This is a genomic window from Lederbergia sp. B243.17 (assembly GCF_057657925.1).
In genome coordinates this window covers 30,547-54,594 of record NZ_JBWBKF010000014.1, presented here as the reverse complement: position 1 = coordinate 54,594, position 24,048 = coordinate 30,547, and the positions used below count along the sequence as shown (strand labels likewise).

Here is a 24,048-nt window from a genome sequence, read left to right as displayed (position 1 = left end):
TGTCCTGCCCCTCCTTAAACGATTGCCCTTTGGCTTCTTTCAATCAAATAATGCAGCTTGCCAAGCGCTGCTCCGCTGTCAATGCTTTCGGCCGCTTTCTTAATTCCTTCATCAATCGTTTCCGCCTTTCCAGCCGCAAAAATTCCCAGCCCGGCATTCAGCAGCACGGTATCGCGGAAAGGCCCCATATCGCCGTCAAGCACGCTTTGCATGATCAGTGCATTCCGTTCAGCATCGCCACCGGCAATTTCCTCATTGCTATACACCGGCAAGCCGACCTCCTCTGGATGAAGCGTGAAGGAGCGGATTTTTCCGTCCTCCAGCATGACCAAATGATTCGTACCCGCAAGCGAGGCCTCATCCATATGGCCTGCGCCATTCATGACGACTGCCCTTTTTCTGCCGAGCTCCCGGAGAACTTCCGCCGTCAACTCAAGCCGGTCTCGCCGGTAGATGCCGAGCAGCTGGCTGTCAAGCTGAACCGGATTCGTCAGCGGGCCGATCAGATTGAAGATCGTCGGCACGCGCAAATCCCTTCTCACCTTCATCACTTTCTTCATCCCCGGATGTACATGAGGGGCGAATAAAAAGGCAATTCCATTCTCCTCCAGCAGCTCTTCCGTCTCCTCATAGCCCGTTTGGAGGGAGACGCCTAGACGCTCCAGTACGTCGGCGCTCCCTGTCTTGCTCGACACGCTTCTGTTTCCGTGCTTAGCAATTTTTATTCCGGCCCCTGCGATGACAAATGCAGATGTCGTTGATATGTTGAAACTGTGGGAGCCATCACCGCCCGTGCCGCAATTGTCCATCACGCTTGTGCGCAAGGACAGCAATGCCGGGGACTGTTCCCTAATTGCCTGAACGAGACCTGCAATTTCCTCCGCCGTTTCCCCTTTCAGCGCCAACAGGCCTAAAAGTGCTCCAGCTTCTGTCTCTGACGCCAAGCCACCCATCAATTTTCTGCCTGCGTCCCTCATCTCTTCTCTGCTCAAATCCTCACCATTCATCAGCTTCTGCAAGTGCTCCTTCAAAGCAAATCCCTCCCATCCAAAAAATAAAAAGCCCTCTGCAAACACAACTAACTATGCTTGCAGAGGGCGATAACCGCGGTGCCACCTCTGTTGAAGAAAACAGTCTCCATCTCAACCGGCAACAGTCATTAATAACTGATGCCGCTCCCGATAACGGCGGAAAACCGAATATTCCTACTTTTGTTCAGACACCCTCTCCTGAGCCCATTCTATTTGGCCGTCTGCACCGGATTCCCACCATCACCGGCTCTCTTTGGCACGCACCAAACATACTTTTCTCAATCATCGAGTTTATGAGTATTCTTCTGTAAAAATGCAAAAAGGGCCCTCATCCTAAAGGACGAGGAACCCGTGGTACCACCTTCGTTGACTGAAAAAAACAGTCCGCTCTGCCGGCAGCCCCAAATAGGACCGCCTGTCTCCTGTAACGCCGAGACGAATGCGCCAAAGCCTACTTCCTGCAAGCAAGGTTCGGTTTGGAGGCTCAGAAGTCCATTCACGAAGGGCGCACACCGGTTCACACCAGCCACCGGCTCTCTACAAGTGCGATTACTATCGTTACTACTCTTCATCATTGCCGAAAATTTGTGAGTTGTTTAAATTATATATCATCTTATTCACTTCACGGCCGGTTGTCAACCCTTTTTTTCAGTTGTGGTCCCCATATATTCTCTCCAATGAGAAACCCCTGCCCAAAATCTCGGAGGCGTTCAGGAAGATGACAAAAGACGATGGCTCTTTTTCTTGAAGGATCTTTTTCAAGTAGATTGCCTCAGACTGTTCGACAACACAAAGAATCATCGTTCTTTCTTTATTCGAATAGCCGCCAAGCGACTTGACCTTCGTCAACCCCCGATCAATCTCATCGCGGATGATCGCCTGGACCGTCTCTTCTTGTTCCGTAATGATCATAACCAATTTTGTCGGAGATGTCTGCAGCTGGACGAAATCGATGACCTTGCTCGTCACATAAATGGAGATCATGGCGAACAATGCCAGCTCAAGATTGAAAACAAGCGCGGAAGCAATGACGACAAAGCCGTCAACGAGCAATTGTGAGAAGCCGCTTGATAAGCCTGTGTACTGTTTCAGAATCTGCGAAATCATCGCCGTTCCGCCCGTCGAGCCGCCGCCGCGGTATACGATACCCAGCCCGACCCCAAGCACAATTCCCCCATAGATGGCTGCAAGCATCGGATCTTTCAGATGGACGCCCATGTCCTGCGAGAGCCAGATGACAAGCGGAACCGCCACTGTGCCAATCAATGTCTTCGCGCTGAAATCCTTGCCAAGAATCAGATAACCGACGATGAACAGCGGAATATTGATGCTGAACTGAACGAGGGCCGGATTCCAGTGATAAAGTTCATAAAGCAGCGTACTGACACCTGACATGCCCCCCGCTGCCAACTTTGCCGGAAGCAAGAAAATATTATAAGCGAGACCGACGAGTGCCGCCCCAGCAAAAACCTGAATATATTCAAAAGCTGTCGATTGAGACGATCTTTTCTTCACTAAGGACACCCTCTTTTCTTCAAAAAAATAGTATAAAAACTGTCCTCAGTTATTTTACCAAAAAACTTGGCTGTCCATTGGCAAACAGCCAAAATTACATTATTCGGACTTCAGCCACAAAAAAAACTGCCGGGTATACCCGGCAGCCTTCATCCAACATAAGTTTGCGTATTCTCAGTCCGGCTTCTCCGGACCGTAGCTTGCCCGCTTGTCCTTTTCAAACTCCTGCTCCTTCTCCAGCAAATCATTGGAGATATCATCGACAGGCATGACGAGCTGGTCCCGCTGCGCCTGCCTTTGCTGATCTTTCATGAAGGCCTCATCATGATCATTGCGCTCTTCAAGGACCTTCCTGCGGTCAATTTTATTTTGCGTCGGTTCATGGCTCAAAATGGTCATCCCCTTCACATCGGTTTACTAATCTATTTTCCACCGGTATGGGGATTGAAACATTTTTCGCTTAAACCGGCACCGTCGTATCGTAATTGGCCGTAATTTTGCCGCTTTCGATTTCATTGACAAAATAGCATGCCGCTTCATGCCCAGCCGCCATTCCTTTGTGCGCCTTCAGCTCCGGCACTTCCGTTTTGCAGCGCTCCTGTGCAAACGGGCAGCGAGTATGGAAGCGGCAGCCGCTCGGCGGATCCATCGGGGACGGCACATCTCCGCGCAAGACCATACTTGTCTTCACCCGTTCCGGATCCGGGACAGGGATTGCCGACAGGAGCGCTTTTGTGTAAGGATGCTTCGGCGTGCTGAAGAGCGAGCCTTTGTCGGCAATTTCGACAATTTTCCCAAGGTACATGACGATGACCCTATCGGAAATATGGCGGACGACTCCGAGATCATGGGAAATGAACAGATAGGTCAGCTTGTATTCTTTCTGCAGCTTCTCCAGAAGGTTCAGCACCTGAGCTTGGATCGACACATCCAGAGCCGATACCGCCTCATCACAGATGATCAGCTTCGGGTTCACCGACAACGCTCTGGCAATCCCGATCCGCTGCCGCTGTCCTCCGGAAAATTCATGGGGATAGCGGTCTGCATGGTATTCATTCAGCCCAACGGTTTCCAGAAGTTCAAGCACCCGTTTACGCCGTTCTTGTTTTGTCCCGACATTTTGGATAACCATACCTTCTGACAGTATTTCCGCCACTGTCTGCCGCGGGTTGATCGATGCGTAAGGGTCCTGGAAAATGATTTGCAGGTCTTTCCGGTACTTGCGCATTTCCCGCCTGGATAGGGAGGCGAGGTCGACATCTGCAAAGCTCACCTTTCCTTCCGTTGGTTCTTCAAGGCGCAGGATCGCCCGGCCTGTCGTCGATTTTCCACAACCTGACTCGCCGACGATGCTCACTGTTTCCCCTTCGTGAACGGTAAAGGAAACCCCATCAACCGCCTTCACGTGGTTGACCGTCCTTCCGAGAAATCCTCCTTTAATCGGGAAGTACTGCTTCAGTCCCTCAACCTTTAGCAATTCGTTTTTCGCCATACATGTTCACCTCCGGGTCTCCGTCCCATTCGTCGGAATAGATCCAGCAACGGACTTGGTTGCCGTTTTTATCTGTCATCAGATCAGGCATAACGTTTCTGCATAAATCGGTCGCTGCCGGACAGCGCGGCGAGAAGCGGCATCCCCCTGGAATTTCAAGGCTACTGGGGACATTCCCCTTAATCGGGATTAATTCCTCCTGCTCAATGTCGTGACGCGGCAAGGAGTTTAGCAGGCCGACAGTATAGGGGTGTTTCGGCTTTTTGAATAACGAAATCACATCCCCGTATTCCACAATTTGCCCGGCATACATGACGGCGACATAATTGCACGTCTCCGCCACAACACCTAAATCATGTGTGATGAAAATAACCGACATGCCAAGGCGCTGCTGCAGCTCTTTGATCAGGCCGAGAATCTGCGCCTGGATGGTCACATCGAGGGCAGTTGTCGGCTCATCGGCAATCAGGATTTCCGGATTGCAGGCAAGCGCCATGGCGATCATCACCCGCTGCCTCATCCCGCCCGAAAGTTCGAACGGATACTGCTTTACGCGCTGTTCGGGAGATGGGATGCCGACGAGACGGAGCAGATCGACCGCCCTTCGCAGCGCTTCTTTTTTCGGCAGTCCCTCATGGATCACGAGCGATTCACTAATCTGCCGGCCGACGGTGAACACTGGGTTCAAGGATGTCATTGGCTCCTGAAAAATCATCGAGATGACATTGCCGCGGATTTCACGCATTTTTTTCTCGGATAGGTCCAAAAGGTTTTCCCCGTTCAGCAGTACTTTCCCGCCCTTGATCTTTCCATTACTTGATAAAAGGCGCAGAATCGATAGGGAGGTGATGCTCTTTCCGGAACCCGATTCCCCGACGATGCCGAGAGTCTGCCCCTTCGGTACGGCAAAGGAAACGCCAGCTACTGCTCTCACTTCTCCGCTGTCCGTATAAAAAGACGTTTGCAGATCCTGCACTTCCAAAACCGGCTTCTCGGTTCGTTTCATTTTGTGTTCACCACTCTCTATACTTTTTATCACTTCAAGTCAATCCGTTTATTTAGCAGCTTGTACGAAATGTCAACCAGCAGATTAACAAGGACAAATAGGACCGAGATAACAAGAACGGTTCCCTGAACGATCGGGAAATCCCGCTGTCTGATCGCATCGATCGTCAGCCTTCCCATTCCGTTAATGGCAAAGATGGTTTCGGTCAGCACAGCGCCGCCGAGAAATGCACCGAACTCAAGACCGACAACCGTGATGACCGGAATGAGTGCATTTTTCAAAGCATGGCGGTAAATGACCGACCGTTCGCCTACTCCTTTCGCCCGAGCCGTGCGGATATAGTCCTGGTCAATCACCTCAAGCATTGATGACCTCGTCATTCTGGCGATAATCGCCGCCCCCCCCGTACCGAGCGTCACGACTGGCAGGAGGACTTGCCGCCAGTCATCGCCCCAGCCCGATGGGCGCATGCGGAGAATTTCCGGAAGCCAGTCAGCTCCCCCTGTGAAGTATTGGATTAATAGAAGGCCCATCCAGAAATTCGGCATCGACAGGCCAAAAAGCGCAATAATCATGATTGCCACATCGAGGAAAGTATAGCGCCGGACCGCTGATATAATGCCTGCAATCAAGCCGATGAACACCGCAAGTATTGTTGCATAGAAAGCGAGCTCGACCGTCACCCAAAAACGCGCCTTAATCTCATCTCCGACTGCCCGGCCGCTTCGGATCGAGTTGCCGAGGTCGCCCTGAAGGACATTTTTCACATAGGAGAAGTACTGGGTCGTTACCGGTTCATTAAGCCCGAGCTTTTCCCTGATCTGTTCGACTGTTTTTGGTGAAGCGCCTTCTCCTGCAATCATCTGCGCAGGGTCGCCCGGAATAAGATGCATGAGCGAGAATACGAGAATCGACACGCCGATCAGCACAGGAATCGTTTGCAGCAAACGCCGGATGATGTATTTAGTCATTAGCATGCATCCCCTTATTTCGTTTTCGGATCGAGCGCATCCCTCAACCCATCCCCGAACAGATTAAAAGCGAGAACAACTAGCACGATCATCAGCCCGGGAAACAAGACAACATGCGGAGAATCAATCATGAACGCCCTTCCATCACTCAGCATCGCCCCCCATTCCGGTTTCGGGGGTTTTGCACCGAGACCGAGGAAGGCAAGCCCGCTTGCGGTCAAAATGGCAGTCGCAATCCGGAGCGTCGCCTGGACGATGATCGGAGACATGACATTCGGCAAAATATGCTTGAAAATGATTCTCACATCAGAAGCGCCGAGTGCCTTGACCGCATCAATGTACTCCAATTTTCTGATCGCCAACGTCGACCCGCGGACGATTCTCGCAAAAGCCGGGATTGAAAAAATTCCGACCGCAATAATAACGTTTACAACACTCCCGCCAAGGACACTTACAATGGCAAGTGCAAGCAGAATACCCGGAAAGGCGAGCAAGACATCCATGACTCTCATGATTATCGTATCTGCCACCCCACCGTAATAACCGGCGAAGACGCCGAGAAGAATGCCGGCGAGTCCTCCGATCGCTACGGAGAAAAAGCCGACAGACAGCGTAATCCTCATCCCGAAGATAATCCTTGTAAAGATATCACGGCCAAAATTATCGGTACCGAACCAGTGCTCTCCCGAGGGAGGCTGCAGCTTGTTCATCACCATCACCTTATACGGATCCATCTTCACCATAGCTGGTCCAAAAATGGCGATCACGAGAAAAAGTACGATCAAGGCGCCTCCGGCTACAGCGGCTTTGTTTTTCCTCAGTTTCCCCCAAAATGTTTTGTATCTCCCGATGCGCGGATTTTTCTGCTGCAGTTGTTTCGAGACTACTTTGATGGCTGGCTGAGACAATGAAATCACCCCTCTTTCTACTTTTCTACTAAATATCCTTTCAAATCTTTCATTAAAATAATGTATGTTCTGCCATTTCCGAAATATGCTTTAGATATAAATACAATTTCAGAGGGGGAAAAAATCTGTGATCAAACAACACAAAAAATTGTGGGTTCTCCTGCTCACACTTGTCCTGTCACTGGGACTGGCTGCTTGCGCAGGCGGAAGCGGCAAATCTACCGGCAGCAAGGAAGAGCCGAAAGGAAATGAAAATACGGGCGGCGAAAATGCCGGCGGCAAGAAAGAAGAAGAAGAAGTGGCGGGCGGGGACCTCATCCTCGATGTGCAGTCGGATGCTTCATCCCTTGATCCCCATGGTTCGAACGATGTCCCATCATCCAATATCCAGGCAAACATTTATGAAACATTGGTCACCCGCAATGAAGCAAATGAAATCGAGCCCGGACTTGCGACAGAATGGGAGGCGGTTGACGACCTCACTTGGGAATTCAAGCTTCGTGACGATGTAAGCTTCCATGACGGTGAAAAGTTCACCGCAGAAGCTGTAAAGGCGAACTTGGATAGAGTACGAGATGAAAAAGTCGCCTCTCCCCGCTACTTCCTATATGAAATGGTTTCTGATATAGAGGTCGTGGATGATTATACGGTACGAATCAAAACAGAATACCCATTCGCTCCACTCCTGGCCCACCTTTCCCATAACGGAGGCGGCATGATCAGCCCGAAATCCATTAAAGAGGATTATGCGGCGATGGAAGGAGGAAAAGACCCTGGCGCCATTATCAGTGAAAACCCTGTCGGAACCGGCTATTTCAAATTTGAAAGCTGGAATCCGGGCTCTGAAATCAAGCTTGTCAAAAACGATGCATACTGGGATACTCCGCCGCTCGTCGACTCAGTCACGTTTAAAGTCGTTCCGGAAAGCGCAACTCGGATTGCTGATCTGGAAAGCGGATATGCTCATATCATCGATCCTGTTCAGCCAAATGAAGTGAAGCGCATTAACGATTCAGATTACGGTTCTGTTAACCAGAAAGCCTCTTCAAGCTTATCGTACATCGGCTTTAATACAGAAAAAGAACCATTCAACGATGTAAAAGTGCGCCAGGCAATCTCAATGCTCGTCAACAAGGATGAGATCATCAGTGGTATTTACGATGGGTACGGCATCCCGGCCGTAGGACCGCTTGCACCTGGTATTTTCGGCTACACGGACGAAGTAAAGCCGCTTGATTACAATGTGGAAAAAGCGAAGGAACTTTTGAAAGAAGCCGGTCTGGAAGGCGGGTTTAAATCAACTATTTGGACGAACGACAATCCGCAGCGTGTCGACACTGCTGTTATGCTGCAAGAAGCATTGAAAGCAGTGAATATTGAAGTGGAAATCGAAATAATGGAATTCGGCGCCTACTTGGAAAAAACGGCAGCAGGCGAACATGATATGTTCATTCTCGGCTGGTCGAATCCGACAGGCGATGCCGACTATGGCTTGTATGCCCTGTTCCACTCTTCACAAAAAGGAGATCCGGGCAACCGCTCCTTCTACGAGAATGCAGAAGTTGACAAACTTCTCGATGATGGACGCCGTGAAACGGACCCTGGCAAAAGACAGGACCTTTATAAACAAGTTATGGAACACCTTGTCACTGATGCTCCGATGGTCTATATCCATCACCAGGAGTATCTCAATGGTATCAGCAACAAAATCGATGGCTATTCTATTGATACGTCAGGTATCTACCAGCTGAAAAATGTAAAGTTTGTAGAATAATACACGCAGAGCGCCGCGAAAAAAATCGCGGCGCTCTTCTTATTCATGCAGCTGATAGAATCGCTTTGTATTTTTATAGAGGCTCCGACTGATTGCCTCCTCCTCTTCCCTTTTCAGAAGGGCAATGGTTGCGATTGATTGTTGGATCATCGCCGGTTGGGTAAGGCGGCTGGCAAAAGGACCTTCAAATGGCCAAGGCCCATCAGTCTCCACCATCAGCCGCTCAAGCGGGACAGCTTTGACCAGCTCCTGAATTTCCGGCTCATAGCATACATCCGGAGTCACCGAGACGAAATAACCATTCTTCATCATCCGCTCTACTGTCGGCTTTGCACCCTTGAACCAGTGAAAATGTGCCTTTGAAAAGGAGTGTTTCTCAAGCAAATCGCAAGCGATGTCCGCGTCGTCATAGACGGCATGGAGGACAATTGGTTTGTCCAGCTTCTTCGCCAGCCCGATCCAAAAGGACAGCATCTCTGTATACCGATCCATTTGGATGTCATGATTCATTTCCTGGCGCAGGTAATAGGGCAGGCCAACTTCACCGACTGCGATCATGCTGTCCTTATTTTCATCGATAAAAGCCTGCAGCCCTTCCAGTTCCTCATCTGAAGGTAGCAGCTGTTCTGGATGAAAGCCAAATGCAGGCTTTACCTCTTTATGCCATTGGCTGAGGGCAAGGTTTTTTTTGCAAGATTCGAGATCATAGGAAACCGAGATGAGTGCGTCACATCCGGCTTTTGGCAGGCCAGCGAGAATCTTCTCGATCTCCCTCTCTTTATAATGGTCAAGATGGATATGAGCATCAATAATGGGATGCATACTGTTCATCTCCCCGCACTTTTCTTTTCCAGTTCAAAAATTCGTCCGACAAAAGGAGTGCTTCGTCCCTCGGCCTAGGGAAAGGGATTTTCCATTCAGACTGGATTCTGGCCGGGCTTGTTGACAGGACAAGGATCCGATCCGAAAGAAAAAGCGCTTCATCAATATTATGGGTCACGAACAGAACCGTCTTCCTATGCTCCGCCCAAATATCAAGCAGCCACTCATGCATCTCCTGGCGAGTGAAGTCGTCCAATGCGGAGAATGGTTCATCAAGCAAAATGAGCGGCTGAGGGCTGAGCAGTGCCCGGATAAAGGCAGCCCGCTGTTTCATCCCGCCGGACAATGCATCAGGACGCGCATTCTCGTATCCGGACAAACCTGCCCGATTGATCATCCTCATCGCTTCCTGTTTATCTGGCTTCCCTGCGATTTCCTGGCCGAGCAAAACATTCTCCAGCACTGTCCGCCACGGAAAAAGTGCCGGCTGCTGCGGCATATAGCTGATCAGCCCCCGCTGGCCGGTAATGTTTTTTCCGTCGAGAAGAATCTCTCCGCTGTCAGGCTCAAGCAATCCGCCGATCAGATGGAAGAGCGTGCTTTTCCCGCTGCCGGAAGGTCCGAGAATAGAGACGAACTCGCCTTCCTTCACATCCATGTTTACGTCCTTTAGCACTTCCCGGTTTTGAAAACTTTTGGAAAGCTGCCGGATTGACAATGTTCCCATCTATTCATCCCCTTTTTTCCGCCAGCCGGCAAAATAGCGCTCCGCGAGGACAATTACCCCGAAAAAAAGCAGGCTGAGGATCATGATCGCGATAATGGCGACAAATACCCGTTCGGTCCGGAACGAAGATGAGGCGAGTGTCATGTATACGCCGATCCCCTTTTTCGCTCCGAGCCATTCGGAAATGACCGCTCCCATCACACTGTAGGTGGCGGAAATTCGCAGACCGGAAAACAATGACGGCATTGCGTTCGGCCATTCGAGCTTCGAGAAAACCTGCTGTTTTGAAGCTCCAGCCATCATCATATAATGCTTCATTTCAGGCGGCGGGTTGTTCAGGCCGCTGAGGGCGGCAATCGTCACCGGGAAAAAGCAGACGAGCGTGATGACGATCAGTTTTGGCAGCATGCCGAAGCCGAACCAGATGACGAGCAGCGGCGCAAGCACAATGATCGGCACATTCTGGGTCAGGATCAGCAGCGGATAAACAGCTTCCCGCACGCCAGGCAAAAGGTGAAGCAGGACGGCGGCTGCAATGCCGATCGAGCAGCCGATCACAAATCCGGCTACAGCAAGCCAAATGGTCGAGCCCATATGAGGCAGGAAACCACCGAAGCCCTTGACCCCTTCCTGCCAGATTCCGCTTGGTGCGGGTAAAAGCCAACTTGGTACATCAAACTGCCTGACAAGCAATTCCCATAGAAGAAGAACCGCGGCAACAACGGCTGCCGGCTTGCCTGCTCTCTTCCAAAACCCGGCCATCAGCGGTATTTCACCGTCAGCCCCTCCATGGTGAATCCTTCTCGGCTAGAGGCAATTTTCACTTGGCTGAGCACTGTATCAATGCCGAGTTCTTCCATGCGCGCATGCATCTTCTCGATGATACCGAGCAGTTCGGACAGCTCCCCTTCCATCGTTGTCTCCAGCGGATTGACTGCATATTTCACCCCGGACTCCTGAATGATCTTGATTGCTTCATCCACAAAAGGAATCGAGTCTTCCCCGTTTTTCGTTTTCGGTATAATTTGTATGCTTACTAGTGAATTAGCCATTATTTCTTCCTCCTTATTCGGGTAAAAATTCATTCGTAAAGGCGCTGTCGACATCAAGTTCCCGATCAAGCAAATCGTTTTTCATCATCCAATCGGTATATTTCTGCCAGACTTCCTTTTTCTGCTCTCCCCATCTCGGGGCATCGTCTTTGTATTTATCAGCAAGCCACTTTTGGCTGCTTTTCACAAGTTCAGGATCAAGATCCGGCTCTGCATCAATCAGGATTTCCGCTGCTTCATCCGGGTTTTCAATCGCAAACTCGTAGCCTTCTGCAACAGCCGCCATAAATGCCTTGACCAGTTCAGGATCTTTCTCGATCAATTTTTCATTTGTCCCGATCACCGGAGTATAATAATCCAGCTCTTCAGCGTAGTCGATCAGATAAAGCATATTGATATCTTCATTGCGCCGTTCCGCTTCAACTCCCGTCCAAGCATAGTATATCCAGGCAAAGTCGATATCTCTTTTAACAGCCGTAAAAAAGTCGGTATCCCCCATGTTGATCATCTCAAGCTTGCCCGGATCGCCGCCGTCCTGCTCCATGATCGTCTTGAGCATTGCCTGCTCAACCGGGGCTCCCCAACCTCCATACGTCTTCCCTTCAAAATCCTTCGGACGGGTAATGTTTTTATCAACAGGTGCAGCGAAGCCCGACGTGTTGTGCTGAATTATCGCGCCAATCGAGACGATCGGCACATCCTGGGTCCGCGCTTCTGTCACAGATTCCTGTGTCGTAATCCCGAAATCGGCCTTGCCGGATGCGACAAGCTGATCAACGCCGGCCTCTCCCGGCAGGATGATGTCGGCATCAATCCCATGCTTCTTGAAAAAGCCTTTTTCTCTCGCGACGTAGAGCCCAGTGTGATTCGTATTCGGAGTCCAATCAAGTACGACAGAAACCTTCCTCTCGTCAGACTTTCCGGACGACGACTCCTCCTGTTCTTTTTTCCCGCAGCCGGCCACTAATAAGAGCAGGGCAGCAGTGAAAAGTAGCCATTTCTTCATCTTTTTCCTCCTTAGCGTGAAGGGGAGTTTGAACCGCAAACGAAAAGATGCCCAGGTGAGTAACCTGGGCATCAAAAAGAACACTCATTCATAATCGAGTCGTATGTTCCCTTCGCTGGTATGAGCCAGAGCAGGTTCAAAGGGTCAATGTCTATCGGACACTCTCTCAACCGGCATCACCGGTTCCCCCACATTCCTATATATTTGTTTGACAATCCTATTATAACAAAGTTTCGCCAAATTGCCAGAAACGGAACCCTACTGCAGGCTTTTCTCCAAAGCCTGCCCGAGAACAGGATATTGATAGGAATAACCATGTTCCGCCGCCTTTTTCGGGATCGCGCATTGTCCGGCCGTAAGCATGACGTTCATTTCCCCGAGCAGAAGCTTTAATACAGGGGCAGGTACAGGCAGCCAGTGGGGGCGGTGCAGGACGTTTCCAAGCATTTTTCCAAACTCCTGCATCCGGACAGGCTGCGGGGCAGTCAAATTGAGAGGGCCAGTTATGCGGGAGTTTTCAATAGCGAAACGGATCAGCCCTGCGGCATCTGCCACCTGAATCCAGGAGATCCACTGCCGGCCGGAACCGATTGTCCCGCCTGCGCCGAGTTTATACGGAAGAGCCATCAGCGGCAAAGCGCCGCCATCACCGAGCACGATTCCGAGCCTGGCAAACACGGTCCGGATACCAAGAGGTTCCGCTTTCGCCGCTTCCTCTTCCCATTCACGGACGACGTTTGCCAAGAAATCATCCGCAGCCGGCCTGTCCTGTTCCGTGAACCTTGCTGTTTCCGACATTCCGTAATACCCGACCGCCGAAGCGTTGATGAGCACCTCCGGCTTTCTTTCCAATGCTGCAAAAATACGAATCACCTCGCGAGTCGCGTCCATCCTGCTCTGGAGAATCCGCTTCTTCTTCGCCTTCGTCCATCTCAAGCCATTGATCGAATCTCCGGCAAGGTTGACGAATGCATCCACTTCGCCGAGATGTTTCTCCGGAATGCAGCCTTCCTCAAGCCACTGGACATAACCCGGTTCCTTCGCCCGCTCTCGGCTCCGGGTCAGAATTACCACTTGATGGCCGTTTTCGTTCAGCTGCCGCTTCAACTCCGCCCCGACAAAACCGCTTCCGCCTGCAATCGCAATCCGCATTTCCTATCCCTGCCTTTTTCTTCATTATAACGTCGTGCGGGAGGACCGCAATGTTTACAGATAGGAGAAAATAAAAACGGCCGGATCCAAGCTTATCGGATCCGGCCTTCGCTTATAAGGAAATAGATTGCAGTTCTTCTTGATTCATCGGCTTCAACGTATAGCCGAGCTCTTCCAGCTTTCCAATCAGCTCTTCGCATACCCCGCAGTTGGCGACGATAAAAGAGCGGTCCGTCTCCACAGTGTCCTTTACGGTTGAAAGCATTTTAAATAGGGATGCGGTCTTTTCGTATGTTTCGTCTCTCGGCAGTTCCTTCAAAAGCTGTGATGTTTCCTCTGTGAATGGCAAGATCCACAGTTCGCAATCAAGCGGCAGCTCAAGCATCTCGCTGAACACGTCCATTTTTTCCATCGGTGTCCGCAATGTATAGTCAGTCAGTTCATAAACACTCATTTCATTGTAATTGATATCCTTGAACGGCGATGGATCGCCTTTTTCAAAAGCCTTGATTTGCAGTTTGGATCCTGCTGTCTCTGTACCGTTACTATTTATTTCCTTAAACACACTGCTCATCTTCGCTTCCCCCTACTCCATTGTTTGTATATCTATTTACCTTTTTCATCTGGTTTTAAACCTTTGCGCCGGCGGGACGCACCGCCCAATTTTTACCGGCTACCTGGCTACAGTCTCTTTTAACAGACTGGCCAGTCCGTCGGAGTTCTTGACAAGTCAGTATTTTTTGAATACTATATAATTAGTGAAATCACTTTCATTCAACAGGAGATGAAGCGTTTGTTTGCTGATGATCGGTTTCAAGGATACCAGCCCGCAAACCTCCGTAAAGACTTCATATCCGGAATTACTGTCGGAATTGTGGCCATTCCTTTGGGGATGGCTTTTGCCATGGCGTCAGGAGTCAAGCCTGAATATGGCATCTATACGACCGTCATTGCCGGATTGATTGTTGCTTTATTTGGAGGATCAAGATTTCAGATTGCGGGACCCACCGGGGCGTTTATTCCGATTTTGCTTGCCGTTGTGCTTCAGTACGGCTACGAGAATCTGCTCATCGCCGGCTTTATGGCAGGCATTTTGCTAATGGCGATGAGTCTTTTCAAATTAGGGAATCTGATTCACTATATTCCCCGCTCTGTAACCATCGGCTTTACCGCCGGCATTGCAGTCATCATTTTCACCGGGCAGCTTGGCAACTTTTTCGGGCTGGCGGATTTGGAGAAAAAAGAGTACTTTCATCAGAATATGGCCGTCTTCTTCGGTCATATTGGCGGTGCGAGCGGCTACAGCATTCTCACTGCCGCCATCGGACTGCTCGTCATTTTCTTCCTGCCGAAGATTATGCCAAAAGTGCCGGTATTACTCGCCGGGCTGATCATCCCGACGATAGCCGCCGCTATATTTTTCCCGTCAAAGGTTGCAACGATCGGTACAGTGTTCGGTGGGATACCACAGTCGCTGCCGAAGTTTGCTTTTCCGGAAATTACACTCGAAAAGGTCGGGCTTCTTTGGCAGCCTGCTTTGATCATCGCTGCCCTCGGGGCGATCGAATCATTGCTTTCAGCCGTTGTTGCTGACGGCATGACGGGAGACCGGCACCGTTCCAACCGCGAGCTGTTCGGACAGGGACTGGCCAATGTCGCTGCCCCGCTTTTCGGCGGAATCCCGGCTACAGATGCGATTGCGCGGACGGCGACCAATATCAAGTCCGGTGCGTTCAGCCCGCTCTCCGGCATCTTTCACAGCCTGTTTGTGCTCATTACGCTGCTCCTGCTTGCCCCTTACGCCTCTTTTATTCCACTTGCCGCGATGGCACCGATTCTGATGCTTGTCGCTTGGAATATGAGTGAGAGAAAAGCCTTCAGGCAGATTGTAATGCTTCGCACAAGCGATTCGATTGTGCTCCTGGCCACCTTCCTGCTGACTGTTTTCGTTAATCTGACTGTCGCTGTCCAGGCCGGACTGCTGCTCGCCTTTCTCTCCTTTATCAAAAAGAAAAGCGAATCGCTTGGCTTTGAGCGATCGCAGCAGGAAGCCCTCGATCTGACTGCCCATTTCCGCTATAAGACTTTTACGGTAAAAGGGCCGCTTTTCTTCGGAACCGCCCAGGCATTTGAGCATTCCCTCTCAGCCACGCTTGAGAGCGCGCCGAACGTCATCATCCTCAATATGAGCGAAGTGACCTTTATTGATGCCACCGCTGAGGAAAAGCTTGCCTCCTTCATCAGCAGTATGAAGAAATCGGGCAAAACCGTACTGATTGCCGGGCTGCCGCGATGGGGATTGGAGCTGTTCAAAAAAAGCGGCCTTTTCGAAAGCATGGGGGCGGACGCCTTCCACCCCGACGAAGAAAGTGCCATTCGGGCAGCCGCTGGAAACGAAAAGGAACCTGCGCTCGTTTCCATTGCCAATGAATGATTTTCGTTTTCTTCTGGTATCAAAGGGCGGGATTTACACCGGAAGATAGGGAGTTTTGTTTTCTTCAGGTATCAAAAGACAGGATTGACACCTGAGGAATTGATTTTCCGAATTCTTCAGGTGTCAAAGAGTAAGATAGACAACGAAAAAAAACTCCATCTTCACCTTCACACAAGATGAAAGGGCCGTCATAGAAAATCAGTTTTCACCGACTTTCGAGACAGCCCTCTCTCCTTCTTATTTACTTGCAGTTTTCCAATAGCGGGATCCGTCTGCCGTTCGGTCCAAAAACTTGTTTTCGAACAATTCACGGCGGAGAAGCGCGGCATCGCCGAATGTATGATGCCGGTCAAGCAACTCGTTTACTTCTTTTTCGCTGTACTCCCGTCCATCCTCAAAAAAGTCGGCAAGCCACTCAACAGCCATTTTCTTCCGGCTTCGCTTAGCCGGCCAGGCTTTAAGCTGTCCCTCGCCATTATAGAAGCTGCTGATTTCTTTTGGTACCATGCGATTCACTCTCCCCCTTATCCCTTTTCGGCACTTCTGCCTAAAATCCTTCAAGAGAAGAGAGCATCGTTCGTTTTTTCCTTATTCTTGCCCCGCAAGTTTCACATTTGACAGGTGATGGAGGAAACTGCCTTTCCTCCTGTTGCAAGCGAGTTAACCTCCCCTTCTTCAACTTCATTCTCAAAGAAAACAGAAAGAGTTAAAGATCCATTACTGGCGGCTCCTCAATCCACCCCATCTTCATCATAAGCTCGAGTCCTTCCCGATTGTAATCAAATATTCCCTTTGCTTCTGTCGCTGTATGGAGGACTAAATCGTTGCGCCACAATAATGTAGCGCTAAAGCCTTGGCCTCCAAGAGCAAAGCTGCCAAAAAGATAATTGCAAAACAACATCAATCTGTTTGAAAATGGGGCGATCGTTGAGCTAGTAACGGTTCCTCCCTGTGTAGCAAGAGGCGGGATGTCATCCTCGAGCATCATATCCCCTACTGTTTTCATCGTGTTTTTTGCAAGCTCCAGCCCTTTTGAAAAATACTTCTGGACTTCCTTGTCATCGGTACATTGGATAAACCCCTTTAATAACTGCATCCCTGTCACATTAGACTCAATCGCCCGGTAGAGGACGCCATATTCCACAGTATTCATTTGCCGTTTTTGCCCTGCAAGGTTTGTGCCTTTAAAGTATTTTTTGTCGGTGATAAAATCAATTGATTTTGGCATATTCACTAAAGTGGGGCGTGGAATAATCGCCTTTTCAAGAAGGTATTGTGTAAACGCGTTATAGTAATACTCTGTTATTTTCGTAAGTTTTTTATAAAACTTCACAATATCTTCTCGATATGAAATGGTTAAGTGTAGAGCGTACATCCCGGTACTCACTTCCTTCAGAAATCGGCAAAGCATAATATCAAACCCGTTTTCCCATAACTTTGGGGCATCCAGATTTACGTCTTCTTTCGTGAAACCTTCTGGCTGGGCTGCCCCTTCTTTTCCAAGCAAATTTTGGATTTCAATAACCATCGGATGAAGTTCATTCCATAATCCTGTCATGAGACTCTTGGCTTCGTCCTCATCGGCTTTTTCGATGATGTATTCCAGGATTCTCAAAATCATTGTTTTTTTATGATATGTCATCCATAGTGCCCCGAGTTCAACGGAGCTCATTTTAGGTTGATTCGCCAATAGATAAACCTCCAAGTACGTGTTTTAACGTATTTTCACCCCCCTTCCAGCATTTATGCATCCTTCCTTTTTTCAGCTACTGACTGGCTTTATTGGCATCGCTTTCCGATATGTTTTATGCTAGGGGAAAACAAGTGGAATATGAGGAGGCATAATGGAGAAGCTGGCACTGCTCATCTATCGTTATCGTAAATCCGTTTTGACTGCCTGGACGGTTCTTGTCCTCTTTTTCGGTTTTTTTGCGCTGAAGCTGCCTGCTGTTCTCGGTGGCAGCGGGTTTGAGTATGCCGGAACCTATCAAGATGTGCAGGACATTCTTGAAGAAGATTTCGGTATACCTGGCTCGCTTATTGTACTATTTGAAAACAAAAAGAGTGCCACTGACGGGGATTTCAAATCTTTTATTGAAAAGACGCTTTCTCGCGCTGAAGAAGCCGGTGCGTCGATTTATCAGTCTCCTTTAGACAATCCGGACATGGTGAAGGAGAACCGGGCCTTTGCCTTGATTCACTTTGAAGGTGCAGAAGATGAAGACATGCCGGACAAGATTGCAGCGATCAGAGAAACCCTGCCAAAGGAACAAGGCTTCAATGCAGCTCTGACAGGCAAGGAAGTGATCGAGGAAGATATGAGCCTGGCAGCACAGGAAGACCTGATCCGGGCTGAGTTGATTGGCATCCCGATTGCACTGTTTGTCCTGCTTCTCGCCTTTGGCGGCGTGGTTGCGGCATTGGTTCCGCTTATTACCGGATTCGTCTCTGTTGTCGTGGCCATGGGTCTGCTTTATTTCACCGGCAAGTATGTGGACTTATCGATTTTTGTCTTGAATACCGGCCCGATGATCGGACTTGCCCTCGGCATCGACTTCGCCCTCCTGTTCGTAAATCGCTTCCGCGAAGAGCTGACAGAAAAACAATGGAAAGAGGCCGCTGTCAAAACCGTTATGACTTCTGGCAGGGCGATCGTTTTTTCAGGATTCTGTGTACTGCTGGGAATGATCGGCATGCTGTTCATCCAAGTCGGCGTCTTCCAGTCTGTTGCCATCGGCGGGATTGCCGTTGTCCTCACCACTGTAATCGCAGCGAACACGTTCCTTCCTGCACTGCTTGCTGTCATCGGACCGCGCATCGACAAGTGGCGAATTTTGAAAAGGAAAGAGAAGGCGACAAGCAGCTGGCACAAGTTTGCGGCGTTTGTCATGAGAAGGCCCGTCATGATGGCTGTCGCAGCGACCGGTATCCTGATCATCGGGGCATTGCCTGTATTTCATATGAAGCTGGTGATTCCAGCAGCGGACGCTCTTCCAAAATCCTATGAAACAAGAAATGCTTTTGAAAAGTTTGAGGATACATTCCGGCAGAAGGACCGCACGGAAGTACCGATTATTGCTTCAGGCAAAGAGGAAATCCTCGATTCGCTTTCTGAGCTGGAGAAAACAGTGGAAAAGCTAGAGAAGGATCCGCTCGTCGGGAAGGTCGGCTCTGTGTTTTCAGCAACAGGCATGAACGCAGCCGAGCTTGACAGCGCATTTCAGCAGCCTGAAATGAAAGAACGGCTTGCTCCCGCCATTGAAGGATTGACGAACGGCAAACTAGCGCTGCTCCAAATCGAACTCGATGCAGACCGCTCCTCAGAAGAGGCTAAAGATTGGGTGCGCAGCCAAAATGACAAAGGGGACAATTTCATTTTACGCACGGGCGGTGAAGCAAAGTTCCAACAGGAAATTTTTGACGAGATTTACGATAAAATCGGCTATAGCTTAACGTTTATTTTGCTTTCGACGTTCGTCGTCCTTTTTATCGCCTTTAAGTCGGTGCTCATTCCGCTGAAGGCAATCATCATGAATGTCATCTCACTCGGCTGCACATTCGGGATTGTCGTCTGGCTCTTCCAGGAAGGCCATCTTGTCAGCCACCCCGCAGACATTGCACTGATGATCCCCGTATTCGCGTTCAGTATCGTATTTGGGCTAAGTATGGATTATGAGGTCTTCCTCATCTCCCGGATTCACGAAATTTATTTGCAGATAGGTGACAACGATCACGCGACATTGGAAGGCTTGACGGCAACAAGCAAAATCATTACGTCAGCCGCAGCAATTATGATTGTCATTACGGGTGCCTTTGCCTTTACCGGCATCGTACCTGTCCAGCAAATGGGAGTTACGGTCGCTCTCGCCATCTTCATCGATGCTACAATTGTCCGGATGCTTCTCGTTCCGTCGCTGATGAAATTATTAGGGGACTTGAATTGGTGGGCCCCTTTTCATAAACAAAAGGAGCATGGATATGGCAAATAATGCTTTGAGATTTTTATCGGCATTTATCGCCACCATAGCAATCTTTATTGCGGGCTGTTCGCATATGAATGAAAAGCAGCAGATAGAAGTTCAAAAGCGAATCGGCCATAACAATCAATACGAAGACATCAACAAAATTACCGATCCGGAACAAGTCCAAAAATCCAAAGAAATTTTGACCGCGGGTAATTGGGAATCTGCAAAAGTGGAGAGATCCGCCCTGCTGATTACAAAATTCAACTTAAAAGGCCCAAGGCGAATGCTTTGATATACGAATTGTGGATAAGCCCTGATCAAGATAAATTGGAAATCGTGATAGATGCTGAAAGTAAATATGTTCAATTAGACAAGGACGACTCAGCGGTATTATTTGAAATACTTAGTGGCCAAAAACTGCCGGGTCTGCCTTAGAACCGCAGGATGGTTTTGGGGTGTGCGTTTGATCGGAAAGTTTTTCAGCAATAGTAAAGCGGTCCCCCCTGCAGACAGGTGAGACCGCTTTTTACTATTATTTCTTGGCTTGCATGAATGGCCACCAGTTCGCTTTTCCAAGCAGGTTGATCAATACCGGAACGAAAAGCGGCAGAATGATCAATGCGTAGAACAGGAGCCCCGAGAGAACGACAGTCGCAATCTGGAGCATCGATAGTACGCCGGATGGCAGCATCGCTGCGAATGTGCCTGCGAGGATGACTGCCGCGCTCATGATGACCGTGCCCATGTTTTTCATCGCTAGGATGATTCCGGTTTTGACATCCAGCTCTTTATATTCGCTAAATCGATCCATTAAGAAGATCGAGTAATCGACACCGAGTGCGATCAAGATGACGAAGCCGAAGAACGGAGTCGCCCAGTTGATTCCCGGATAGCCAAGAATGTTGACAAAAATCACTTCCGTCAGCGCAATGGAAGAATAATAGGTTAAGAGCAAAGAACCGATAATATAGACCGGCATGACGAGGGACCGTAGCAGGATGATAAGCACGAGAACAATCCCGATCATCATGTAAGTGACGGTCTTCGTATAGTCAGAATTGGACATCGACTCAAGGTCGCGGTTCATCGACGTGATGCCGCCGATCCCTACTTTCGCCTGCTCCAATTTCGTGCCTTTGACGGCATCCTTGACCGTGTCTTCAATTTCTCCAATCATTGCCATCGACTTCTGGTCGTATGGGCTCGACTCCAAAACAACATCAATCGTCGTCATTTTTCCATCCGGCGACATATAAAGGTCGAACACTTGCTGGAACTCATCACTTGAAAGCAATTCTTCCGGTATGTTGATGCCGGATTCCTGCAGATTCGTCCCTTTCGCAAGATCATCCAAATAGCCTTCCGCTTCACCAAATCCACTTTCGATTTGGCCGAGACCTTCGCTGCTCTGTTCCAGGCCATTGCTCAGCTCGTCAAGCTGGCTGCCCATATCCCCGAATCCGCTCTTCAACTGATCTTGGCCGCTTGCAATCTCACCGAGCCCAGTCGCGATCGCCGGAATCTGACCGACAACTTGATGCTGTCCGGATGCAGCCTCTCCTAAACCGGACTCAAGGCTTGCAAGACCGTTGCGGATGTCCTCCAGCCCTTTCGCAAATTGGCCGAGCCCTCCGCTGATGCTGGCGAGATTTTCATTTGCCTGCGCAAGCCCGCTGCGCACCTTTTCAAGCTCGCCATTCAGGGCAGTGATGGTTCCTCCCGCAACAGCAACATTTTTTGTCGCATTGCCGACAATTCCCTGGATCTCTGCCAAATTCGCATCTTCGGCAATCTCCGGGTGATTGGCCACAAGGCGGTTCAGCGGCCCTTCAATTGACGTGAGCTGCTGCTGTGCTTCCTGCAGGCTTGCCGGAACTTTTCCGTATTCCGCAATCAGCCCGGAGAGTCCCGCCTGCACATCTTTGTAGCCTGCAAGCAGCCTCTCTGTTCCAGTTTGTAATGTCTTCGCCTGCTGGCTCGCCTGGGCAGCGCCGTTTTTCAATTCACCAGCCCCTGCTGTTCCTTGGCGGATCCCCGTTTCAATTGCACCAAGAGCAGTCTGCAACTGGCCGACCCCTGACTGGAGCTGCTTCGTACCTTTATGGAGATCGTCGATGCCGCTCGTCGCCTTTTCCATCTCCGGCTTGGAGCCTTTGATCGACTTGGCGGCTTCATTTAAGCCATCCTTGATGGCGGCAATGCCTTCTGTCCCTTCGCCAATCCCTTTCCCAAGCTCACCAGCCTGTTTCTTCACATAGATTTCTTCCAGTTTCTCTCCTGTCGGACGAGTGACGCCGCGGATTTTATCGACGTCATCGAGTTTCTCAAGCTTGTTGTCAATCGCCTCAAGAAGCGTCAAATATTCTTTTGTTTTCATCGAATCGTCGTTTTCCAGAACGATTTGAATCGGCATCATTTCTCCCGGTCCAAAGCTGTCAGCGACAAGGTTGAATCCTTTGACTGATTCATAATTATCGCCAATTTCATCTAAGGAATTGAACGACAGTTCCCCGTCATAACTGATAAGGAGCGGAACCGTAATGATGGCGACAATCCCGAGCGCAGCCAACGGGCGGACGATGGCGAGATTGCCCATCTTCTCCCAGAGCTTGCTCTCCGAGTGGGATATATCTTTCTTCACCGGCCAGAACAAAGCCTTTTTCAGTGTATACATGAAAAATGGCACAATGGTAAATAGAGCAATAATCAGCACAAAAACCCCGACGGCGACCCCGACAGCCGATTGATAAAGTTTAAAGGAAGCAAAACCGATCGATGCAAACCCAATCATAACAGCGACTGCACTGTAAATGACTGTTTTGCCTGCCGTTTTGTACGTCGTTACGATAGCAGACGGAATATCCTGTCCCGTTGACAGTTCCTCCTTATAGCGGCTTAGAAGCAAAATACAATAGTCCGTACCAATCCCAAACAAGACGGCGACGAGGAAGGTCGCGGTGAAGTTGGAAATCGGGAAGTTCAATTTATCAACGAGGAAAGAAACGATCGACTGGCTGACAACGTATGTCATCCCAACTGTGAGGAGCGGCACAAATGGCGCAACTGCCGATCGGAACACGAGGACGAGAACAACCATGATAAAAATGACCGTGATCACTTCCGTCTTTTTCAGTCCTTTTTCCGAGCTGACAATCACGTCTTCATTTATGAGGGAGTTGCCCGTCATGTACGTCTCCACGCCTTGTGTTTTTATCTCTCTGTCAAGGCTTTCCCGAATTTCGCTAATCTCTTTTCCTTCTGTTTTGACGTCGAGCATGGCGATGACTGTTTTTCCGTCTTTGGAGATAAGCTGATCCTTCAGATTTTCATCATTAAAAGGGGCAGTAATATCGGCGATGCCGAGCTTATCCTTACTTTTCTCCAGTCTGTCGATTGTTTTCTCCGCATTGCCCAGCTGTTCATCCGTTAATTTTTTGTCTCCATGGAACACGACGATGAACGCGTCCGTCCCCTTGGCCTTCGTTGAATACTTAGCCGTAATTTCGGAAGCGACTTTGGACGGGTAGCCCTCCGCAATCGTAAGCTCCCCTTTTTCCCTGATAAGCTTTGACATATCGGGTGCTGTGAAAAACAGCGCGATGGCTGCTATGATCCACACCGCCAAAATCGCCCATCTGAATTTCAAAACAGATTTCATTCCCGTTCCTCCTCGTACTTTTCGAGATAGTCTGCAATTTTTTTATATACATTCGAAAAAATCTCCATCTCTTCCTCAGGTATCGCCCGGACAATCGACTCGACAAAATGGTTAATTTTCTCTTCTATTGCTTCGTATAGATCCCGGCCTTCCTCTGACAGGTGCAGGTGGACATTTCTCCTGTCCCCTTCATCACGCTTCTTCTCGATCAAGCCTTTCTTAACCAACTTATCCACCTTGACAGTGATGGCACTCTTATGTACGAAAAGCTGCTCCGCAAGCTCAGATGCCCGGACTCCCCCCTGCTGGTACAGCATCCGCACAAGCAAAAACTGCTCAAGTGACAACTCTTCCATAAGCTGGTTCGACATCTGTGAGGAAATGCTTTTCGACCCATGCAAAAACACGCTCATATACCGGTCAAAAATGACCTGGATCTGATCCTTTTCCAAATTAGTTCACCCCGTCAACTATTTACCTCATTAACTATAAGATAGCCAGGCTTGGACCGTCAATGGAAGAGTTGTGAAAATAT

Annotated in this window: 22 protein-coding genes, 1 riboswitch and 2 other annotated features; of the genes, 4 read left to right on the top strand and 18 right to left on the bottom strand. The window is 49.5% G+C overall.

Annotated elements, in window-relative coordinates; all coding sequences use genetic code 11:
* Positions 1-14: 14 nt before the first annotated feature.
* From trpD to AC0TWI_RS00930, 7 genes are all read right to left on the bottom strand, one after another.
* Complete coding sequence (gene trpD, locus AC0TWI_RS00960) at positions 15-1,031, bottom strand: anthranilate phosphoribosyltransferase (protein ID WP_488124464.1); 1,017 nt, start codon at positions 1,029-1,031, stop codon at positions 15-17.
* Positions 1,032-1,090: 59 nt separating this feature from the next.
* Positions 1,091-1,326: a binding site (T-box leader), on the bottom strand.
* Positions 1,327-1,364: 38 nt separating this feature from the next.
* Positions 1,365-1,615 (bottom strand) — a binding site (T-box leader).
* 64 nt (positions 1,616-1,679) lie between these two features.
* A complete protein-coding gene (locus AC0TWI_RS00955) occupies positions 1,680-2,546 on the bottom strand; it encodes a YitT family protein (protein WP_488124463.1) in 867 nt (288 codons plus the stop codon).
* 174 nt (positions 2,547-2,720) lie between these two features.
* Positions 2,721-2,936 (bottom strand): hypothetical protein, encoded by a 216-nt coding sequence (locus tag AC0TWI_RS00950; RefSeq protein ID WP_488124462.1) that lies wholly within the window; start codon positions 2,934-2,936, stop codon positions 2,721-2,723.
* A gap of 70 nt (positions 2,937-3,006) precedes the next feature.
* Entirely contained in the window at positions 3,007-4,038 is a 1,032-nt protein-coding gene (locus tag AC0TWI_RS00945) for an ABC transporter ATP-binding protein (RefSeq protein ID WP_488124461.1), read from the bottom strand.
* Positions 4,010-5,044: an ABC transporter ATP-binding protein gene (locus tag AC0TWI_RS00940; RefSeq protein ID WP_488124460.1), complete on the bottom strand. Its 1,035-nt coding sequence runs from the start codon at positions 5,042-5,044 to the stop codon at positions 4,010-4,012. Before AC0TWI_RS00940 ends, AC0TWI_RS00945 begins: the two co-directional genes overlap by 29 nt.
* Before the next feature lie 29 nt (positions 5,045-5,073).
* Positions 5,074-6,015, bottom strand: a complete 942-nt coding sequence (locus AC0TWI_RS00935) for an ABC transporter permease (RefSeq protein ID WP_488124459.1) — start codon at positions 6,013-6,015, stop codon at positions 5,074-5,076.
* Positions 6,016-6,029: 14 nt separating this feature from the next.
* Positions 6,030-6,923, bottom strand: coding sequence for an ABC transporter permease (locus tag AC0TWI_RS00930; RefSeq protein WP_488124458.1), 894 nt, complete (start codon positions 6,921-6,923; stop codon positions 6,030-6,032).
* 130 nt (positions 6,924-7,053) lie between these two features.
* On the opposite strand from AC0TWI_RS00930, the gene AC0TWI_RS00925 reads away from it, so the two are divergent.
* On the top strand, positions 7,054-8,697 hold the full coding sequence (locus AC0TWI_RS00925; protein ID WP_488124501.1) for a glutathione ABC transporter substrate-binding protein: 1,644 nt from the start codon (positions 7,054-7,056) through the stop codon (positions 8,695-8,697).
* A gap of 39 nt (positions 8,698-8,736) precedes the next feature.
* Here the strand turns inward: AC0TWI_RS00925 and AC0TWI_RS00920 are convergent, their stop codons facing one another.
* The 7 genes from AC0TWI_RS00920 to AC0TWI_RS00890 all read right to left on the bottom strand — a co-directional run bounded on the left by AC0TWI_RS00920 (position 8,737) and on the right by AC0TWI_RS00890 (position 14,030).
* Positions 8,737-9,519 (bottom strand): TatD family hydrolase, encoded by a 783-nt coding sequence (locus AC0TWI_RS00920; protein WP_488124457.1) that lies wholly within the window; start codon positions 9,517-9,519, stop codon positions 8,737-8,739.
* Positions 9,503-10,246 carry an ABC transporter ATP-binding protein gene (locus tag AC0TWI_RS00915; protein WP_488124456.1) on the bottom strand — a complete coding sequence of 248 codons (744 nt, stop codon included), beginning with the start codon at positions 10,244-10,246 and terminating at the stop codon, positions 9,503-9,505. The genes AC0TWI_RS00920 and AC0TWI_RS00915 overlap by 17 nt, the downstream gene beginning before the upstream one ends.
* Positions 10,247-11,008, bottom strand: a complete 762-nt coding sequence (locus AC0TWI_RS00910; protein ID WP_488124455.1) for an ABC transporter permease — start codon at positions 11,006-11,008, stop codon at positions 10,247-10,249.
* Positions 11,008-11,298, bottom strand: coding sequence for a thiamine-binding protein (locus tag AC0TWI_RS00905; RefSeq protein ID WP_488124454.1), 291 nt, complete (start codon positions 11,296-11,298; stop codon positions 11,008-11,010). The genes AC0TWI_RS00910 and AC0TWI_RS00905 overlap by 1 nt, the downstream gene beginning before the upstream one ends.
* A 13-nt stretch (positions 11,299-11,311) precedes the next feature.
* Positions 11,312-12,304, bottom strand: a complete 993-nt coding sequence (locus AC0TWI_RS00900) for an ABC transporter substrate-binding protein (protein WP_488124453.1) — start codon at positions 12,302-12,304, stop codon at positions 11,312-11,314.
* 90 nt (positions 12,305-12,394) lie between these two features.
* Positions 12,395-12,504, bottom strand: a riboswitch (TPP riboswitch).
* 58 nt (positions 12,505-12,562) lie between these two features.
* Positions 12,563-13,456: a TIGR01777 family oxidoreductase gene (locus AC0TWI_RS00895; protein WP_488124452.1), complete on the bottom strand. Its 894-nt coding sequence runs from the start codon at positions 13,454-13,456 to the stop codon at positions 12,563-12,565.
* A 112-nt stretch (positions 13,457-13,568) separates the two neighbouring features.
* A complete protein-coding gene (locus tag AC0TWI_RS00890) occupies positions 13,569-14,030 on the bottom strand; it encodes a hypothetical protein (RefSeq protein ID WP_488124451.1) in 462 nt (153 codons plus the stop codon).
* A gap of 219 nt (positions 14,031-14,249) precedes the next feature.
* Between AC0TWI_RS00890 and AC0TWI_RS00885 the strand changes: the two genes are divergently transcribed.
* Complete coding sequence (locus AC0TWI_RS00885; protein ID WP_488124450.1) at positions 14,250-15,890, top strand: SulP family inorganic anion transporter; 1,641 nt, start codon at positions 14,250-14,252, stop codon at positions 15,888-15,890.
* Positions 15,891-16,127: 237 nt separating this feature from the next.
* Here the strand turns inward: AC0TWI_RS00885 and AC0TWI_RS00880 are convergent, their stop codons facing one another.
* Positions 16,128-16,397, bottom strand: a complete 270-nt coding sequence (locus AC0TWI_RS00880; protein WP_488124449.1) for a DUF2087 domain-containing protein — start codon at positions 16,395-16,397, stop codon at positions 16,128-16,130.
* Between the two features lie 199 nt (positions 16,398-16,596).
* Positions 16,597-17,580: a DUF3231 family protein gene (locus tag AC0TWI_RS00875; protein ID WP_488124448.1), complete on the bottom strand. Its 984-nt coding sequence runs from the start codon at positions 17,578-17,580 to the stop codon at positions 16,597-16,599.
* A 154-nt stretch (positions 17,581-17,734) separates the two neighbouring features.
* On the opposite strand from AC0TWI_RS00875, the gene AC0TWI_RS00870 reads away from it, so the two are divergent.
* Positions 17,735-19,879 (top strand): MMPL family transporter, encoded by a 2,145-nt coding sequence (locus tag AC0TWI_RS00870; protein ID WP_488124447.1) that lies wholly within the window; start codon positions 17,735-17,737, stop codon positions 19,877-19,879.
* Positions 19,869-20,147, top strand: a complete 279-nt coding sequence (locus AC0TWI_RS00865) for a hypothetical protein (protein WP_488124446.1) — start codon at positions 19,869-19,871, stop codon at positions 20,145-20,147. The genes AC0TWI_RS00870 and AC0TWI_RS00865 overlap by 11 nt, the downstream gene beginning before the upstream one ends.
* A 240-nt stretch (positions 20,148-20,387) precedes the next feature.
* Here AC0TWI_RS00865 and AC0TWI_RS00860 read toward each other — a convergent pair whose 3' ends face one another.
* Together AC0TWI_RS00860 and AC0TWI_RS00855 are read right to left on the bottom strand one after the other, a co-directional pair.
* Positions 20,388-23,513 (bottom strand): MMPL family transporter, encoded by a 3,126-nt coding sequence (locus AC0TWI_RS00860; protein WP_488124445.1) that lies wholly within the window; start codon positions 23,511-23,513, stop codon positions 20,388-20,390.
* Positions 23,510-23,965 carry a MarR family winged helix-turn-helix transcriptional regulator gene (locus AC0TWI_RS00855; protein WP_488124444.1) on the bottom strand — a complete coding sequence of 152 codons (456 nt, stop codon included), beginning with the start codon at positions 23,963-23,965 and terminating at the stop codon, positions 23,510-23,512. The genes AC0TWI_RS00860 and AC0TWI_RS00855 overlap by 4 nt, the downstream gene beginning before the upstream one ends.
* Between the last annotated feature and the right edge of the window lie 83 nt (positions 23,966-24,048).

Coding starts and splice junctions, on each gene's coding strand:
- AC0TWI_RS00945 (WP_488124461.1), bottom strand. CDS start 4,038: ATGGCGAAAAACGAATTGCTAAAGGTTGAGGGACTGAAGCAGTACTTC.
- AC0TWI_RS00920 (WP_488124457.1), bottom strand. CDS start 9,519: ATGCATCCCATTATTGATGCTCATATCCATCTTGACCATTATAAAGAG.
- AC0TWI_RS00895 (WP_488124452.1), bottom strand. CDS start 13,456: ATGCGGATTGCGATTGCAGGCGGAAGCGGTTTTGTCGGGGCGGAGTTG.
- AC0TWI_RS00940 (WP_488124460.1), bottom strand. CDS start 5,044: ATGAAACGAACCGAGAAGCCGGTTTTGGAAGTGCAGGATCTGCAAACG.
- AC0TWI_RS00870 (WP_488124447.1), top strand. CDS start 17,735: ATGGAGAAGCTGGCACTGCTCATCTATCGTTATCGTAAATCCGTTTTG.
- AC0TWI_RS00910 (WP_488124455.1), bottom strand. CDS start 11,008: ATGGCCGGGTTTTGGAAGAGAGCAGGCAAGCCGGCAGCCGTTGTTGCC.
- AC0TWI_RS00935 (WP_488124459.1), bottom strand. CDS start 6,015: ATGACTAAATACATCATCCGGCGTTTGCTGCAAACGATTCCTGTGCTG.
- AC0TWI_RS00860 (WP_488124445.1), bottom strand. CDS start 23,513: ATGAAATCTGTTTTGAAATTCAGATGGGCGATTTTGGCGGTGTGGATC.
- AC0TWI_RS00915 (WP_488124456.1), bottom strand. CDS start 10,246: ATGGGAACATTGTCAATCCGGCAGCTTTCCAAAAGTTTTCAAAACCGG.
- AC0TWI_RS00905 (WP_488124454.1), bottom strand. CDS start 11,298: ATGGCTAATTCACTAGTAAGCATACAAATTATACCGAAAACGAAAAAC.
- AC0TWI_RS00890 (WP_488124451.1), bottom strand. CDS start 14,030: ATGAGCAGTGTGTTTAAGGAAATAAATAGTAACGGTACAGAGACAGCA.
- AC0TWI_RS00900 (WP_488124453.1), bottom strand. CDS start 12,304: ATGAAGAAATGGCTACTTTTCACTGCTGCCCTGCTCTTATTAGTGGCC.
- AC0TWI_RS00880 (WP_488124449.1), bottom strand. CDS start 16,397: ATGGTACCAAAAGAAATCAGCAGCTTCTATAATGGCGAGGGACAGCTT.
- AC0TWI_RS00865 (WP_488124446.1), top strand. CDS start 19,869: ATGGCAAATAATGCTTTGAGATTTTTATCGGCATTTATCGCCACCATA.